The organism is Chryseobacterium sp. X308 (genome assembly GCF_020733145.1).
Taxonomy (GTDB): domain Bacteria; phylum Bacteroidota; class Bacteroidia; order Flavobacteriales; family Weeksellaceae; genus Chryseobacterium; species Chryseobacterium cupriresistens.
The window spans coordinates 1-16721 of the sequence record NZ_JAJFZH010000041.1; the positions used below are offsets into that span (position 1 = coordinate 1).

At 31.8% G+C, this 16721-nt stretch carries 9 protein-coding genes; all 9 read right to left on the bottom strand.

The genetic code is table 11. From position 1 onward, the window contains the following. Positions 1-547: 547 nt before the first annotated feature. Positions 548-2125, bottom strand: coding sequence for a recombinase family protein (locus tag LIV57_RS22260; RefSeq protein ID WP_227944371.1), 1578 nt, complete (start codon positions 2123-2125; stop codon positions 548-550). 418 nt (positions 2126-2543) lie between these two features. Continuing rightward, positions 2544-3707, bottom strand: a complete 1164-nt coding sequence (locus tag LIV57_RS22265; RefSeq protein ID WP_227944372.1) for a hypothetical protein — start codon at positions 3705-3707, stop codon at positions 2544-2546. A 45-nt stretch (positions 3708-3752) separates the two neighbouring features. Continuing rightward, positions 3753-5177 (bottom strand): potassium channel family protein, encoded by a 1425-nt coding sequence (locus LIV57_RS22270; protein WP_227944373.1) that lies wholly within the window; start codon positions 5175-5177, stop codon positions 3753-3755. A 97-nt stretch (positions 5178-5274) separates the two neighbouring features. Beyond that, positions 5275-6456, bottom strand: coding sequence for a hypothetical protein (locus LIV57_RS22275; RefSeq protein WP_227944374.1), 1182 nt, complete (start codon positions 6454-6456; stop codon positions 5275-5277). After that, positions 6446-7072 carry a hypothetical protein gene (locus LIV57_RS22280; RefSeq protein ID WP_227944375.1) on the bottom strand — a complete coding sequence of 209 codons (627 nt, stop codon included), beginning with the start codon at positions 7070-7072 and terminating at the stop codon, positions 6446-6448. Before LIV57_RS22280 ends, LIV57_RS22275 begins: the two co-directional genes overlap by 11 nt. Positions 7073-7118: 46 nt before the next feature. Then, a complete protein-coding gene (locus LIV57_RS22285; RefSeq protein ID WP_227944376.1) occupies positions 7119-10916 on the bottom strand; it encodes a YecA family protein in 3798 nt (1265 codons plus the stop codon). A 139-nt stretch (positions 10917-11055) separates the two neighbouring features. Next, positions 11056-12753 (bottom strand): hypothetical protein, encoded by a 1698-nt coding sequence (locus tag LIV57_RS22290; protein WP_227944377.1) that lies wholly within the window; start codon positions 12751-12753, stop codon positions 11056-11058. Further along, entirely contained in the window at positions 12753-14867 is a 2115-nt protein-coding gene (locus LIV57_RS22295) for a hypothetical protein (protein ID WP_227944378.1), read from the bottom strand. Before LIV57_RS22295 ends, LIV57_RS22290 begins: the two co-directional genes overlap by 1 nt. After that, positions 14864-15517, bottom strand: coding sequence for a hypothetical protein (locus LIV57_RS22300; protein ID WP_227944379.1), 654 nt, complete (start codon positions 15515-15517; stop codon positions 14864-14866). The genes LIV57_RS22295 and LIV57_RS22300 overlap by 4 nt, the downstream gene beginning before the upstream one ends. Between the last annotated feature and the right edge of the window lie 1204 nt (positions 15518-16721).

Below are 16721 nucleotides of genomic sequence, written 5' to 3' on the forward strand. Positions count from 1 at the left end.
TTACTGGAAACAGTGAGTCTTTTTTTGTTTTTATTTCCTCAAACAATCAATGATTAACCATACTCAATAGAACATCCCGATTTGTAATCGGGACGACAAAGGTTCGAATCCTTTCTCGCTCACTTAATGACACCATTAGGACAATTTAGGCCAAATGGTGTCATTTTATTTATAAACACTTCTTATTCAGCCTATTTAAAGTACTTTTTACTCTTTTACCTTATCTTCTAAAGCAAAAATTTTTTCTTAAAAAACCAATATTTTATCTTTTTTAGTCAATTTTTCGATTAAAGTTCCATATTATTGTCACGAACCTGACAGGATTCGAACCTTTTCAAAAATATTAAATAACTGAAAATCAACTATATATTAAAATCATTTTTTTTCTGTGGTACAAAAGGTTCGAAAAGTCAAGCCCATCAACTTATCTATACAGGATCTCGAACAGTTCAAACGTCGGACAAAAAACTGTTTTTCAGTGTTTTATACAAATGCAATTTAATGAATCAGCTTTACTCTGAAAAATCAAAAACTAATCAATTAATTTTTAGATATTTTTCAAGTTTTGTTCATATGCTAAAAAATATAATTCTTTAAAAAACTCAACTATTTCTTGCTCTGTCTGTTGACCATGGATTTCTTTTATTTTCGAAGCTGAAACAGTTAATCCAAATATGGTCTTAACACTTTCTGATAGCATTTTATCAATATTCCCTTTTATTACTTTTACTTTCTCCGGAAAAAACAACCTGATAATTCTCTGTTTGGTTATAGTATCTGAATTTTCATAAAACTCTCCTAAGTGGTTAATTATGTAATCAGTTCCCTTTTCTGTATGTTTTTCAGCCACTATTTTTAAAGCCTGCTGTCTCAATTTATCAGTATTATCTTTTAAAGATTCCTGACAACGACTTCTTATTAGTATATAATCATCATAGTCAATATTCCCATTTGAAAATAGCTTTTGTGCATTGAATCCCCTATCAATCAATTTTTCCATTTCTTTCTTTATCTCCTCTTTTTTCTGAATATAATCATAATGTTCTTCACCATAAATTTCCTTTGAAATACTATTGGCAAGTTCTAAAAATGGTTCTACCACTCTATTATTCTTAAGGAATGAAAGAAAACTCAAATGTATAACGTCAGCTCTTACCCGGTATGAACAACGTCCCATACAGTGGTAATAATAATATTTTTTAGTATGTCCCTGCGATCCACTTCCTGTAAGCGTATTTCCACAATTAGGACATTGTAGGACACCTCTAAAAATTAAATTTTCATTAGCTATCCTTTTTGAAGTTAATTTTTTAGGATGGTTTAAATCTGCGTCTTTTATTATTCTTTGAACCTGCTCAAATAAAATTACGGGTATAAGACGTTCATGAGTTCCTTCAACAATTTTTCCAGGTTTATCTTCAAATGCCGGAACTTTAATTTTACCACAATAAATAGGATTTCTTACCAATCGATAAAAAGCACTTCTACTACAATTAAGCCCATTTGATACCGCATCCTTGTATATTTCAGTTAAACAATATTTATTTTGTCTCACTATAGCTGTAAAAGCCTCACGGATAATATATGCTTCCGGTTTGTAGATGGCTATATATTTTTTTCCATCAGATGTGATTTTATTTCTATATCCTAGAGGAGCTTTATTGATCCATCTTCCTTCCAGTCTTGCTTTTTGCATTCCCAAACGTACATTACGGCTTCTTTTATCGTTTTCTACTTCAGAAGTAGCCCAATACATTGCCAACATAATTTTACTTTCCGGGATTGAGAAGTCTATCTGCTGTTCAATTGCCTGAATGGAGACTTTCATATTCTGCAATCTTTCTAACATCTTATAAGCGTCCATAATATTGCGGCTGAATCGATCCCAATAAGTAAAGAGAATAAGTGAAGATTGGTTCTTAGTGAGCTTAAGCTCAGCGAACAACTTGTTCCACTCTGGTCGGTTAAATGTTTTCGCAGAATAGTCTTCGAAAATAGTTTTGGTAACAATAAGATTGTGATCTTTACAATAATGCACAAGTCGATCCAACTGGCTGCGTTGGGAATATCCTTTTACAGCCTGTTCATCAGTACTGACTCGTATGTACAGATAAACGGCTTGCATGGCGTGGTATTAATTAAAGTCCTTTAATTAGAACTCCTATATATTTAAACGAAAAATAGAACAAATTATTTGACTAGTTTATCTACATGTTTAACAAATAGCTTTTACACTTCAATCTTATTCTGTTTTACTGGATAATAGCATGAATTTATATTTATTTCAGAATCATGGCTGTAATTTGAAAATGATTAAAATAATGGATTTTATGCTATTCTGAAGAGGATGGTTCGGATCTGTGTAGAGATCAACACCTACAAAATTCAAATATGTGATTTAAATTAGTTTTGAAAACCATGAACCAACATACACTTAGTTAGTGTTACACTCCCGTGTATTGAAAATAAGTAACCAAATTATCATTTTAAAAATATAATCCAATATCGCATTTTTAATATACAATAAGATTCTTTTATCAGGTTTATTTGTATGGATTCTTTATTTCCTTATGAATGGATTCACGGAAAGGGTAATTATCCTTTAATGCCTTTTCCATATTTTCATCAAAAACAAAATCTTCTTCTATAAACATCCACGCTGTTTCAATTTTTTCAACATTTTCAGGGTTTCGATAAACCACCACTCCAAGTGCTTTGCTTGCTTTGTTGTCATATTTTATAGCGTATGTTAAATTTCCTAGCGCTACAACTGCGTTATTAATATTTTTTGAGTGTAGAGGTATAAATACAAACGCACAATCTGTCCGCATTGAATAAAATTTGTATGGTGTGATAAATTCAAATTTCTCACATTTTTCGATAGCGGCAGAAATTCTTTTTTTAAATTCTATAAGCTCACTTCTTTTTAATTGAGCTATTGCTTTTATGATTGGATAATAATGGGTTTCAGATTCGAATCCAGAATTAATAATTGCATTTTTAAAGTTTTCAATTAAACCAGAAATATCAAAATCTAACTTTTTTATATGTTGATCCTTGAGATTTTTAATGTATTCAGCATTAAAATGATCGACATTTGGAGTCTCAAAAAAATGTCCTAATAAATATTGTTCATGAACACGGTTGGCACCGTCTTTATAAAATTCAAAAAAGTCTTCTCTAAAATCCAGGTATTCACTGACCTCACTAGGGGTTATAAGATACTTACAGATATGAAAATAGTCCTCCATATGAAAAAGGTGTATATTTCCAACTTCCGAACTCTCGTAAAATTTGCGAAGCCTCAGCTTTTCTGGAAAGTCGTCATTAGGATCATAAATGATAATCTTTTTTATATTTTCACATTTTCGAGCCTCACTGACATTCAAAATATGTCCTTTTTCATTTTCAATGATTATGGAGTGATGGACATCTAAATAGTTCAATGTGTCTTTAATCTGCTTTACGGCTTTTTTGAGTACTTTGCTTTTAAACCAATTTTCATAATTTGATGAGCTTTGGTTCATTTCCTTGGTCTGATAAATAAAGCATTTGTCATCCAGCCAAACAAGATTATCAGCAAGTTCCAGTTCAGATTTATCTTCAATTTTGAAATCATTTTTGCTAAAAGTAAATTCCTTAAAAAACACATTTTGATTAATTGCAGACAGTTGACTTTCAGAGTTTGTTTTTTGGTTTAGGCTCATAGGTAATAAATTATAATTTTTATATTTAAATACGTTTATTACTTCTTAGTACTTATTGTTAGCATAGCCGGCGAGAAGGAAACCGGTATTAATTACACCAAGAAATGACTCTATTGCCGCTAAGATTTTAAGCCAACTTTGTGGGCTATAGTCACCATAGCCTAATGTAGTAAATGTAATAGTGCTAAAATATAGGCTATTAGCAAAATTAAAACATTCACCAGTTGCAGTATTTATAGAAATAAGGTCGCTATTTAACCAATAGATAAGGCTAAAAAACAAGATCATAAAAATTGAACAATAAATGATACGATGCGGCTTGCTGCCATATTCCCAATAATAAAAGCTCAAAGATTTCGTGAACAAATCAAATCCCGTTAATTTTGAGCGTAAAAACTCATTTTCCAAGACGTAATAGGATTTTGCAAGTTTATCCTCACCTTGTGCTTCATATAATTTTTTAAAAGTTTTAAAACCATTTAGATTATTGTTATATGTATATTTATCGTTCACGATTTCTGTATTAAAGAGTGTGCAAGATTGCATTAGCGGATCGAAATCCCCACCTATTATCAGAACACGCTGGAGCTGGGTATTAATGAAATTCCCAGTTACCTTTGTTCCGTAGAATTTCCATGAAGTAAGCTTTGAATCAACAGATTTAAAATCTAACATCAAACTGTTGCTGATTTTAAACATCGGCATATCCATGTTGACAGCCTTCCAATTATCGCACACGCAGTATGAGCATTGCAAATTACCCATTTCGCCAAAATGTATTTCTCCTTCAAGCTCTAATCCGCAAAGATTTGCAAATTCTAAATATTTACCCCGTAAAAGGATATTAAAAGCATTTTTCGGAATTTTTATTCCACCCATTTTTAGAAGTTCAAAATTGTCATTGTTTGAGTGACCAATGGCATTGATAAAAACTCTTTCTTGTGGAAATCCAGGGGCAGATCTTTGTACAACGGAAAGTACTTTAACGAAACGGTTATTTCTTTCTGACCAATCGAGGTAAGATTCCATTTCCCGAATGAAAGTAAATTCATATTCATTGCCTAGATACTCCTTTTTTCCTTCTAATTTGGTATTTGAAAGTATTGTTAGTTCGTGATCACCCAGTTTTTGAATAGTGAGAAAAACGACTTTCTTTCTATCTCTTTTTCTTAGTGCTCTGCTTTTCCTTACTCTTTTTTTTTCGATGAACTGGGTTATTTTTCCTGACTGGATGATAGTATCATTGCTTAAACCAAACTCCAGTTTCCATTCCATAAATCCTGGTAAAACTGTATCAAAATGTTCTAGTAATCTTGGAAAATCATGTAACTTTCTCCATTCAATGAATCTTTTTCCGGACAAAGTCCATAGATCATCAACACTGGCATTGGGATCATCCTTTATTTTTTCAAAAATTTCCACATCTTTTCTTTCGCGCTCTTCAAGATGACGTGCTCTCCACTCGTTCATTTGCAATTGGTTTTGGTTAATATAATTGTATTTAAACATACAAAGTTTAAATCAACATAAATTAGCTTCGTTTAACGTCTAAATTATATAATTACATTTAATTTTCCTGAATAATTTCTTTAAGCATCTCAATTGCAAATAGTGGATCTATGAATTCAAATCGAAAATCAGCTTCTTCATGCTTTGGCATTAACCGTATACGGTCAAATAATAGATCTTGAAAAATTCCCCACCCTATAAACGCAAGAGCGTCTGTATTGGTAAAGATTCTAGGTTTTAAAGTCTCCCAATTTGAATAACCTTCTACTTTAGGGGAACAAAATTCCTTTAAAAAAATTTCTCCATAATCAGCTATAACATCTAATGTTCTACTGTGGCCTTCAGGATCATAATCTCGAACTACTTTTTGAAGTCTCTTTCCGAAATCACTTTTTTGTATTATGGGATTGTACATCGTAAGTGATGGTGTTTGAAATGAAGCAAAATTTATCACAGTTATATTGTAAGGAGCTAAACCTACATCAAAACAGTGTCGCCACAAAAATGCAAATCCATGTGCTTTTAAAGAATTACCCTTTGCCGACATGGCGTTTAAGGCAATCCGCATTGATTCCTCATATTCTTCTAGCCTCATATAATCACCTCCTCCCAAAATTTGGTCATCATAAAGGCAAATCTGGTACCCTCCTAATTGTTTAGCAGAAATTAAAGGTATTACTTCATCTTTAAAAATAATAATGGGGTCAATTATTTTCAAAGCCATTTCGTCACCATTTTGAATTGGCTCTAAACATATAATGCCTCTATTCAACCAAACTATTTCGTTATAAACAAAGTGACAGAGTAAACTTGGCCATTCACTTGAAATAATAACATTTACAAGGTCACCTTCTGAAAGAAAAGGCAGATAACTCCTTATTTCAGCAGCATAAGCTCCAATTTCTGTTGCGGTTTGTCTCGTTGGCCCCTTTAGGTTTTTAAGTTCAACTATAAGAATACTTTCACTTTCTGGCGAGTAAAGTAAGAAATCAGGTCGCAATACATCCCCCAAATTCGAAGAGATATTTACATCCTCTGAAAGAACTTCATGGTTTTCAAAAGAGTTGAGACAATGTTGAAAACTTTGAATTATTTTTTGGTGAGAAGATACTGGATAATTTTCATAGCGTTTATTTTTTCTAAAATCCTCATAATTTATAACGATTTCAGCCAAGCAGTGACCTTTTTTAAAAAGGTCACTCAGCCAAGTCTGCATTTCCTTTTCACTTTTAAAAGCCATAATCAAGGGTATTGTTCAGGTCATATTGTTCTTTATCAATTATAAAATATTCAGGGCTCTCAAAGCATGCTCCATCCAGTATTCCTGAAAATTCTGATTTACCACCATTGAATTCTTTTATGTTTGCAGGAAGTACTAACCATTCACTATCATATTTACTATACTCTAATGCTGTTGTGTAAGATTCTGATTTCATTTCTCCCAATGCCTTACTCACATCAATAAGAATCACTTTGTAGGAACCAAGTCTTGAAAATTCAAATAATTGCGGTGTATAGCTCAACTCGTACACCCCGGGATAAGGTTCTTTATTAAATGTTAAAAGGTCAGTATTTAAGGTTAGTAATGCAAAATCCCAGTTATAATTATCATCATAATATGGTATTGAGCATTCTTCTATAGCATTGTCGTCTCCACTCATTAAATTTAGTCCGTAACGCATAGCAGAATTTTTACTTTCTGTAAAGGAAAGAAAATGCGAAATATCGAACCTTGAAAGAATATGAGCATTTACCAAATCCATTAAAGCTTCCGAGAAAATCTTTTGTCCAATGCCACCTTTGATTAAATTGGTATAATATTGACCTCTGGAACTACTGTACCTCAAATTCCTCATGTTTTTAGGATCACCATCTCCTCTATATATTTTCCTTGGTATCATCTTATTGTGCTCTAGATAAAGTTTTGTAACCATCTTTTTCCAGATCATATCTTGTAATAAATGGCAATGGCAAATTCATTTTTCTTAAATGAGGGGTAAGCATGTCTTCATCTGTCACAAAAAATGATCTTACCTCATAATCTGAAACATCAATTCCATATTTTTTTGTCAATTGTTGCTTATTTTTAACTAACCATTCATGCCTTTCCATATGTTTATCAATCCATCCTTTTTCACTTTTACTTCCAAAAAGTTTATTTACTTCAGACACCATTTCCATTATATTTCTACTTGGGGACATACTTTTGCTTTCAAGGCTAAGTATTTCCTTTGCTGATTTATCAATAATCAAAACATCAATATCTCCAATATCGGATGTATGCTTAAACTCAACGTTTGGACCAATAAAACATTCTTGATCAATAATTAGACCTGCTGGATCAATCGAATTGACTATTGCTTTAACTAGGTTATCCCCACGTTCTTGAGCAAAACCACCTAAAACTTTTATAATCTCTGATTCTGTTTTGGGAACTCTTAATCTTCCAGATTGGCATTGTTCCGCTAAATACTGTTTTATTTCAAGAATATGCCTAGGACCCCATAAAGCGATTTGATCAGCATCACCTGACTCACCTAAAAGTATCAATGGTTTACGCAATAGTGATAACATTCTGTTAAACTTCCAAGGAATGATATCGGAAATATCAAAACCACTTGTCTTATCAACATTTTCTACTTTTCCTCTTTTTTTCAAGGATAGATAATCAATGACATTTTGAAATTCATTCTCAGAAAACTCTGGCGTTGCAAATTTATTTATCTCACTTCTCAGCTGACTTAAAGGTAGTGAAGCAAAATCTTGTGATTGGTTTAAACCTATGTAAGAGAGCCAATCACAGAAATAACAAATCCTGGTAAATGACACGCCATAATCAGCTAGAAATGCTTTGTCCAGTTTTTCTGGTACATCCTTTCCTGTTTTATCTGACTTATTCTGCGGAAAAACATGATTAAATGAACTTACGGCATTTGTCACTCCTTCTGTGGTCTTAGATTTATGATAGGGCTCAAATACCTCTTCCATATCTTTTTTTGTAATACCAATCCTTCCAGATGGTAAAACAGCCATCTTTACATCAAAAAGATCAAAATGGATCATATCACCAATTGATCCCCATTGGATAATTTGATCCATAATGGCTAGGAGCTCATCAATATCAGTAGTTGAAAAATTCTCTTTTCCATTGTTTTGTTCCGCAGCTAGGTGCTCTATCAGACATCGTGTAGCAATTGTGGTTCTGTTAATTTTGGAAAGTTTCTCATGAACATCTTTTATCTGTTCTTCTTCTGAAACAAAACATGCTATTCTTGTTGGAGTATGTATCCTTAACATTTCTCTTTCCCTGATTAAACTTTCGTTAAGCCCTATTAAACGTTGAATAAGTTCTTTCGAATCATATTTATTTATTTTTTCGTTCAAAAGACCAAATAATACTTTAGTAGTAACATTCCTTGCAAGCTCCTTACGTTTATCTTTAGTAGCTATTTCTCCGATTGGTGGACACAACTTTCCCAACTTCCCAACAATCTGGTCTAAAACTTTTCCTGTATCATATTCTTGGACATATCTGTACTTTTTGAGATTAGTTGAATCAATTAGTAAGTTGTCACGACTGTCAAGGATAAAGAATTTCTTTTTCATACCCAAAGGCACATCTTTTTCTATAATTTCATCCAGCGTCTCCTCTGAAAGGTCTTCTAACCCTTTTTTTATTAATATTTGGTTAAAAGAGTCTAGAATCTGTCGAACTAAGACCCGCTCTCCAGCATTGTCCTCCCCATACAGATATGGAATGATTTCACTTGGAATAATTAGCTTAAATCCATTCTCCCGTAACTCTACTTTAAAAAAAGATCCTAAATCTTCAATTCTTATATAGTCTCTTTCGATGTTATCAAATTTTTCAGGTTTATCCAGTTCAAATGCAATTTCAAAGGGTTCTTTGCCAAGTTTAGCTATATTTTCTCTGATACTTTCCTGTATTTGCCATAACCAATAACTTATTCCTTCTGTTATTTGATAATGCATGCTTTTTAGACCTGGTGACATACTGGAATCCAGGTTTTCAGCTATGACCCAAATTGGTTGGAGGTACCCTTCAACTGCAAATTTCAATTCTCCAGAAATTAGTTCATATTCATTGTGATAAACCGGCATAAACTTATCCTTCCTTTCAACTCCTACATATCTATATCGATCATTTTTTTTTCTTAAAATGGAATGTTTGTCACGACGTTTTCTTGCCAATAAGTACCAATCTCTGGCATATCCCGAAGCCAATATAGGAATAACTGTTGCGCTATCGTCTGTCCTATAAAATGAATCTGAATTTTCTTTATAAAATTTCATTTGATCCAATGCTGAAGTACTGAAAGCAAAAGGATTATCTTTGAAAAACTCATCTTTTAAGGTTGCAAATTTCCACAAATCAAGCGCATCCATTTCAGATACCAATGTTAATGTATTAAATTCTTCAATGGGCAATGCCAAAATCCTGTCGGCACCATCTTTCATTATAGCGTATCCGGTTTCAGATCCAATTCCTGAAATAATAGTAATGGAGAATATTTTATATTCCTTATAAAGAGGATGCGCTTTAAGTTCCTTAATAATCTTTTCTGGTTTATTTTCTCCTTCTAAAGTCGCACCCCCCCCATATCCAATTTCATTCTCACCATAATTTTTCCCATTATCTCCAAGGTAACGTACCAATGCGATTTTATTATCGTCAAACAAATAAAACCCAGCTTTACTGCCTGCCTTGAACACGATTTCAGGAATTTCAATATAATCAAAACCTAATTTTCTAAGACCAAGGTTTATATTATTCCAGGCAAATGAATGGTAAGCATCATTTACTACTTTCATACATTCACCTTCTTTTGCCATATTCCAGATCGAAGCACTTAAAGCAAGACACATTGTTGAAGGCGACAATACAATATAACCTTCTTCAACTTTAAGTATTGGTTTGTAAAGAATTACATTTTTATACGGGTCTAAAGAAAATTCGTCGATTTCTTTTTCCGGAACAACAATGAAATATTCCATCACTTCTGCTTGAATGTTCTTTTCTTTTAGAAACGATTCCATGTCCTCGTTACTGATGAAAACAGATTTTTTAATTTCATCCAATTTGATGTCCTCGGGAACAAACAACTCGTTTTTATTATTGCTCCCGTTCAGATATCTATCGTAACCAAGACGTTTGGCTACAAGATTGGAAATACCGAGAATAAAACTGGATAACTGTACTGTATTATATTTAAACCATTCAGGAATATTCGTGTCTGGATAATGGAAAATTCCGCCTAATTGATTATTCAATATTTCTTGGCCATTATCAGTTACACCTGGAAAAGTAATATAATCGCCACCTATGAAAGTAACCAAATCTGTCAATGGATTTATACAGATGTCTTCATCCTGATGATACTCATAATTTTTATCTAAGTAAAAGTTTAGTTCGGCTTTATTTGGAATAGTTGTTTGGGTTCCACTATGAAGGAGTGCTTCAATTATTGCTTGTTCAATCCGCAAATTTTTTCCGTGGTTTTCTGGTATAACTGATAAAGCGGAAAGAGTTTTCAAGAGCTCGACTCTATCAAATTTCGAAAAAAAATGTTCCTTTTTTAGTTCTTTTTCTAAATGTTCTTTTTTTGGCTTGTTTCTACAACAAAATTTATTTTTTAACCCTGATCCACAAGGACATGGGTCATTTCGTCCAATTCTCATTAATCTAAATTTATAGAGGTTATTATTTTAATGCATAAAGGAAAGCTATAGTATATCAATTATTTATATTATTAAATAGTCTTTAAATAAAAATATGATCTTATACATATATTGTTGTATGATAAGTTAAACTATCACATTATTTTTCACTTCCACTATCAGAAAGATTTATTAAAACATGGTGTATATTTACCTTTTTTTCATTTCGATTATGGACAATGGTAAATTTTCTAATTTCAGTGTATTGCAATACACTGTCTTCCCTTAGATCAACCAGCGGATATTCGAAATCATGAGCTTCGACAAAATCAAGATAGTTTTTATAAAACACGCCAAATTTTTTCACGTTTGCATAAACTAAAATATAATTATCTGATAATCCATTTGCATCATAGGTGAAAATTTTATTGATATGAGTTATGATATAACTTCTATTGACTGACTCTAAGTTTAATGCTTCAATAATCGAAATTGGATAATATTCGCTGTCTTGTATTAGGATGTCTATTTCTCCCGCCGATTTTCCAGTTTCGGTCCTACTACGTCGTGTCTGATCCTTTACTAAATATCCTGCGCTTTCCAACATACTTGCTATAAAAGTATTTCGATCATCCTCAGAATAATTTCCATAATAGTTTCGGTTACTTTGCATTAACAAACAACTTCTCAAAATATGATCATCTACTTGTGTTAAAGATGGTTTAGATAGATCTTTATAAATTTTAAACAGCTTCGTTTCTATATTCTCATCAGAATATCGCTCTTCCAATTCCTCCAAAGTAGGATCAGAAACCAATGGAAATAATAATTTCAGTTGTTTTATTAAGGTCTCAACAGTAATTTTTTTTTTAGAATCTGTGTCTATTAAAGCTAGTAGATCTTGTAAAAAAGTAGTTTCTGGGGAGTCCAAAGGCAGTTCGCCAAGCCTAGCGGTTATTCTAGATTTTTCGGCTGAAAAATTCAATGCAAAGAAGGGTTGAAAAAAATCGGATTTTAATTTTTCAGAAAAACTGTTTGATAAATGACTTAGAGAAAGTCTATCTTTAATTTCTTGATCTTTAATTGATGCATATTCCTTGAACAAAGAAGATAAACCAGTTCTGAAATCCAACCAAGTAAGAGGTTTTTGTTCTGCTATATTAACTAAACTATTTAAAACTCTGTAAAAGCCAATATAGTACGGACCATTCTTAAAATTAAATGAATAAGATTCAATAGTAAATAGAATTTCACAAATCTCTTTAAGGCTTTCTCTCAACCTTGATGTTATAGAATTAAAAACATTTATGGTTAAGCCTATGATTTTGCTCATAAGAATTGCATCTGATCTATTTTCGATAGCCAAGCTGGCCCTTGTAAATTCTAATTTGCTTTTTTCAAGAGCATTTAGGGAAATATTTTTATCTTTTGATGCCATGCCAAGTTGCATATTTACTAATCCTAAATGGAAAAAAGCTTCAGCAACTAATTCTGATTCTTCGGAACTGAGATACTGTTCATAAATTTTTATTACCTCTTCTTCTTCATAATCATAAAGGTAATATAATGACTTTATTCTGAGAGTATTCAAGGAAAGTTCTATTGAATCCCAATTATCTATTAAAATAGATAAAGCATGACGCGGTTTAAGTTTATCCAAAAATATTAAATCCATTAATCGTTCAAGTGCCAGCTTTTGAACATACGTATTCTCAGAGGAATCTAATACAATTTTTTGCAATAGAGTATTTAACTCCTTTTCACTTGATTTCTCCACAACATTAAAAAATGATGGCTGAAGGAAATCAATCTTTTCCGGAGTATTTTTTTTTGCGAAATGATCCTTTAGACTTTCCATTAGAATACGTACGTGTTTGCAGGAAATACGTTTTGATGAGAAACTGTATTTTCCAAACTTCTTTCAGCTGTTCCTATCAATATTTGAAGTTGATCTCCAAAACGTTCCTCAATTTCCTTAATCAATGAGGTTAAGCCCTCAAGGTAACTTTTATCACCTTCCTCTTTACCAGGGCTATCAATAATTAAAAATCGAGAATGGCGCCCATAATTATGAATAATATCCAATTGTATAAGACTTAAATAAAACGCAAGCTTCGCCCTTAATTGCTCACCTTCAGCAATTTGAGAAAACGAGAGATAATCTCCATCTTGTTTATATTTAATATCAAATTTATCATTAATAATAATTTCTGAAATTCTTAGACCAAGGGACTGCACCTCGGACAGCATCAAATTTGACAACTTTTTTAAAATTGATTGACCGTCGGAAAATCTTCGGCTATTTAATTCTTCCACTGCCTTTGTCAATAGTCGAATTTTTTGTTCTATTTTTGGATCTCCAATTCTTTTTGGTCCCTGATTTAATTGGTCAATCCTAAAGTTTAAAATTGCTTTTTTTTCAATTAATATATCTTTTTCAGAATCCCGTGGGACCATTTTTTGCCGTTCTATATTGATCTTCTCTTGTAATTCTTTGAGTTTCTCATTTAAACTTGCTATGTCCTTGATCGAGCTTAATTTTTGTTCAAGTCTAATACGGGTACTGTACAAATCATTATCAGCTTTCCTCGCTGTATCTATATCTAACTTAATTCCCGCTATTCTTTCCTGAATATTTTCTTTTAATATGACAAGACTATCTAACTTACTTGATAGATTATCAGTATTAAATTCAACTTCATCCCTTGAAACATCGTCATTACATAACGCACAAGAATGAGAATTCACTGCATGTTGTTTCTTCTCATTAGTGACAGGATGATTACAGCTTGGGCAAGACTTTATCTCCAGATTGGAAAATAATACCCCTATATCTAAATACTCTTGAATGTCTATTTGCTGCCGTTCAACTTTTCGATTCTCCTTCTCTAATTTGATTTTTTCTTCATCAAGCGATTGAATCAATTTGGTAACATTCAATTTCTGAATCCTATTGTCCTGCAGATCAGTGTTAACTTTGAAAGATTTATTATTTTCTACTTCGATTTCCTTAAGTAATGCATCATATTGATTAACAAGAAATTCAATATCTTTAGACTCTCTTTTGTTTAAATTTAAATTATCAAGTTCTTTTGTTACGTTTTCAAGTTCTTTTTGCAAAGTATTTTTCTCCTCAGAGGCTAATTCATCCCGTGCTGAATCATCGGCATTCTGCTTGCCCTTTTCATGCATTAACATATCTTTTTGAACCGTCAATTTATTTATAGGTGAAGTTAAATGAAGTCCTAAAAGCATTTGGAAAATTTTAGTACCTTGCGAACCGTACATAAGTTCCGCGCTATCTTTAGATTCTAAAAAAACAGATTTAAAATAAGTAAGCCAACTAGCTCCGACATCCAAAAGATCATTTTTATCTTTTACAGAGGATTTTTGTGTCCAACGAAGGGAATAGTAATCCAATTGTTTGAAAAAAAAGTTTTGAATTTGATTTTCAAAATCGGTTTTAGAAGACGAAACGAATAATTGATCTTCTAAATGTTCATTTTCTGATGGATAAGATTTTATCTCCTTATTGTATAAAACCGCGTTAACTCTTTTTGAATTGTTTATAAATACAGTATACTTCTTATCATTTATACTAAACACAACCAAAATTTGATCTATCCATCTTGAAATATTTGGCTTTAAGCTGTCGCTACCTGTCAATGCAAATTTGATAATCTTAAAAATACTAGATTTTCCTTTTAAGTTATCAGCAACCCAAATATTTACGCCTGAATAGATATCTTGTTTGTAATCTATTTCGACTTTATCGATATTTTGATTTCCATCCTCTTCTTTTTTACCATTGAATGCTACGTAATTTACAGTAAGTCGTTTACCATTAGACAAAGAGGTATCCCTATCTATTTCTTCCTCAAGATTTAATAAACTTTTAATTTCTTCTAAGCTAAAAGAATCCTTAAAATCGGAATGTAGATCCTTCATAAATTTATTATAGTCGAATTTCATAATCTCTCGTTATAAATGTGGTAATAGTTATCTTTAACTGCTTCGGAAATTTCACCTATAAATTTCTTAAAACTTGTATTCTTGTATTCTTCAATTTTGTATTGGGAAACTTTTAGGTTAGATCCCAACAAATTGCCAAAATATTGTTTTATAAGTCTGCACCTGTTTAAATACCATTCAATAGCTGGTAAATCAGCAATTACAGAATCCACTTTTGATATAGCATATTCCGTCACAAAATAGTGTTTCTCGATGGTTTTTAGATCAGAGCTTTTTTTGCTAGTAAATTTAATGAAATCGATACTCGAAAGAAAGCTAATGACATCATCTATATCTTCGTATGCACCAAAGAAAAACCTTTCCATTTCAAGTCTTCTTAATTGAGGTTCGGAACTTAAATATATGGACTTAACGATATCTTTAATTTCTGCCTTCAAATCAGGTTTAGCAGAAATCAATTGTAATAATTCGTAAGAAAGGTAATCTGGGTTTCGCAGGAGAAAATCCAACTTTTGTATGCGAACCTCACTTTTAAATACTCTCTTATATTCAGGAAATTCTTTAGATGAATAATCATCAGCAAAATAATAAAGAATTAAAAATATTCTCAACCTATCTTTGTATACTCGAACATGTTCTTCAAATTCCATTGATCATTAGGTATTTCATGGTTTTAATTTAAAATACTTATTAGATATCAAAAATTTTTGTATAAAATAAGTATTTCACTTAATATCGTCTTATTAGTTTTTTGAGTTAAAATCTGGCATTGTTGATCGAAAGTACAAAAAAACTACACTACAAACAATACGGTTAACCGTAAAATATAATTAATCTTTTTCAAAATTACACGACGCTGTTACGCTAATAATTTTAGTTTATTCATTTTTACTTAAGAGTCTATAAAAATTGTATCTTTGGATTATTAAATGAAGTTTTTTGGAGTCACTGATAAAAATTTATTTCTTAAAATTAGCTAAATATTTAGTGGCAAATTAGTGGCAGTAAATTAAAAATACCTTTAAAAATTAGGTTTAAAGTAATTTGGAATAGGTGGTTCGAATCCCTCCCTTTCCGCCGAGACATAAAAAATGCAGTTTGAAGCGCATAAACAAAGATTGTGGCAGAATCCTGGCAAAGCGATTATAAAACAGTCGGAAAACAGCGCTAACAGGATTAAAAACAAAATAAGTTCGTTTCCCTTCCTTTCCGTTGAGACGTAAAAGCGCAGTTTTAGGCATGGAAAATAAGATTATGGCATAATCTTGCAAAATGCTGCATCGGTTGAAAACGGCTCTAACAGGGTTAAAAACAAAGAAAGTTCCAGTCCCTCACTCGCATTTTAAAAAAGAAATTGTAAAACATGTAATTAACAATATGATTAAAAATACATTTCTTTTTATAAACAAAATTGGAGATGATTATTATCAACTCCAATCTGTAAGTGTGTATTTTGGCTATTATAAAAAGTCCGAAAACTTAATAAAATCAATATGGCAAGAGGATTCGAACTTGAACTACAAATCATAAAGTACTAAAAACCAAAATATTGAAAATTAGACTTCTTAAAATATTAGGACAAAAGTTCGAAAAATCGCTCCCGTCAACATATCGCAAAAGGATTCGAACTCTCCGAACATCAACACAAACGGCTAATAATCAAACATTTAATTTCAAAATCCAATTCAAATCTTGTATCAGACGGTTCGAAGATAATCCTTCCAAGTTCACTTAAAGACTTACTGGAAACAGTGAGTCTTTTTTGTTTTTATTCCCTCAAACAATCAATGATAACCATACTCAATAGAACATCCCGATTTGTAATCGGGACGACAAAGGTTCGAATCCTTTCGC

What these genes read in the sequence shown, in the direction of transcription:
- LIV57_RS22260 (WP_227944371.1), bottom strand. Translation starts at nt 2,125, where the DNA reads ATGCAAGCCGTTTATCTGTACATACGAGTCAGTACTGATGAACAGGCT.
- LIV57_RS22265 (WP_227944372.1), bottom strand. Translation starts at nt 3,707, where the DNA reads ATGAGCCTAAACCAAAAAACAAACTCTGAAAGTCAACTGTCTGCAATT.
- LIV57_RS22270 (WP_227944373.1), bottom strand. Translation starts at nt 5,177, where the DNA reads ATGAACGAGTGGAGAGCACGTCATCTTGAAGAGCGCGAAAGAAAAGAT.
- LIV57_RS22275 (WP_227944374.1), bottom strand. Translation starts at nt 6,456, where the DNA reads ATGGCTTTTAAAAGTGAAAAGGAAATGCAGACTTGGCTGAGTGACCTT.
- LIV57_RS22280 (WP_227944375.1), bottom strand. Translation starts at nt 7,072, where the DNA reads ATGAGGAATTTGAGGTACAGTAGTTCCAGAGGTCAATATTATACCAAT.
- LIV57_RS22285 (WP_227944376.1), bottom strand. Translation starts at nt 10,916, where the DNA reads ATGAGAATTGGACGAAATGACCCATGTCCTTGTGGATCAGGGTTAAAA.
- LIV57_RS22290 (WP_227944377.1), bottom strand. Translation starts at nt 12,753, where the DNA reads ATGGAAAGTCTAAAGGATCATTTCGCAAAAAAAAATACTCCGGAAAAG.
- LIV57_RS22295 (WP_227944378.1), bottom strand. Translation starts at nt 14,867, where the DNA reads ATGAAATTCGACTATAATAAATTTATGAAGGATCTACATTCCGATTTT.
- LIV57_RS22300 (WP_227944379.1), bottom strand. Translation starts at nt 15,517, where the DNA reads ATGGAATTTGAAGAACATGTTCGAGTATACAAAGATAGGTTGAGAATA.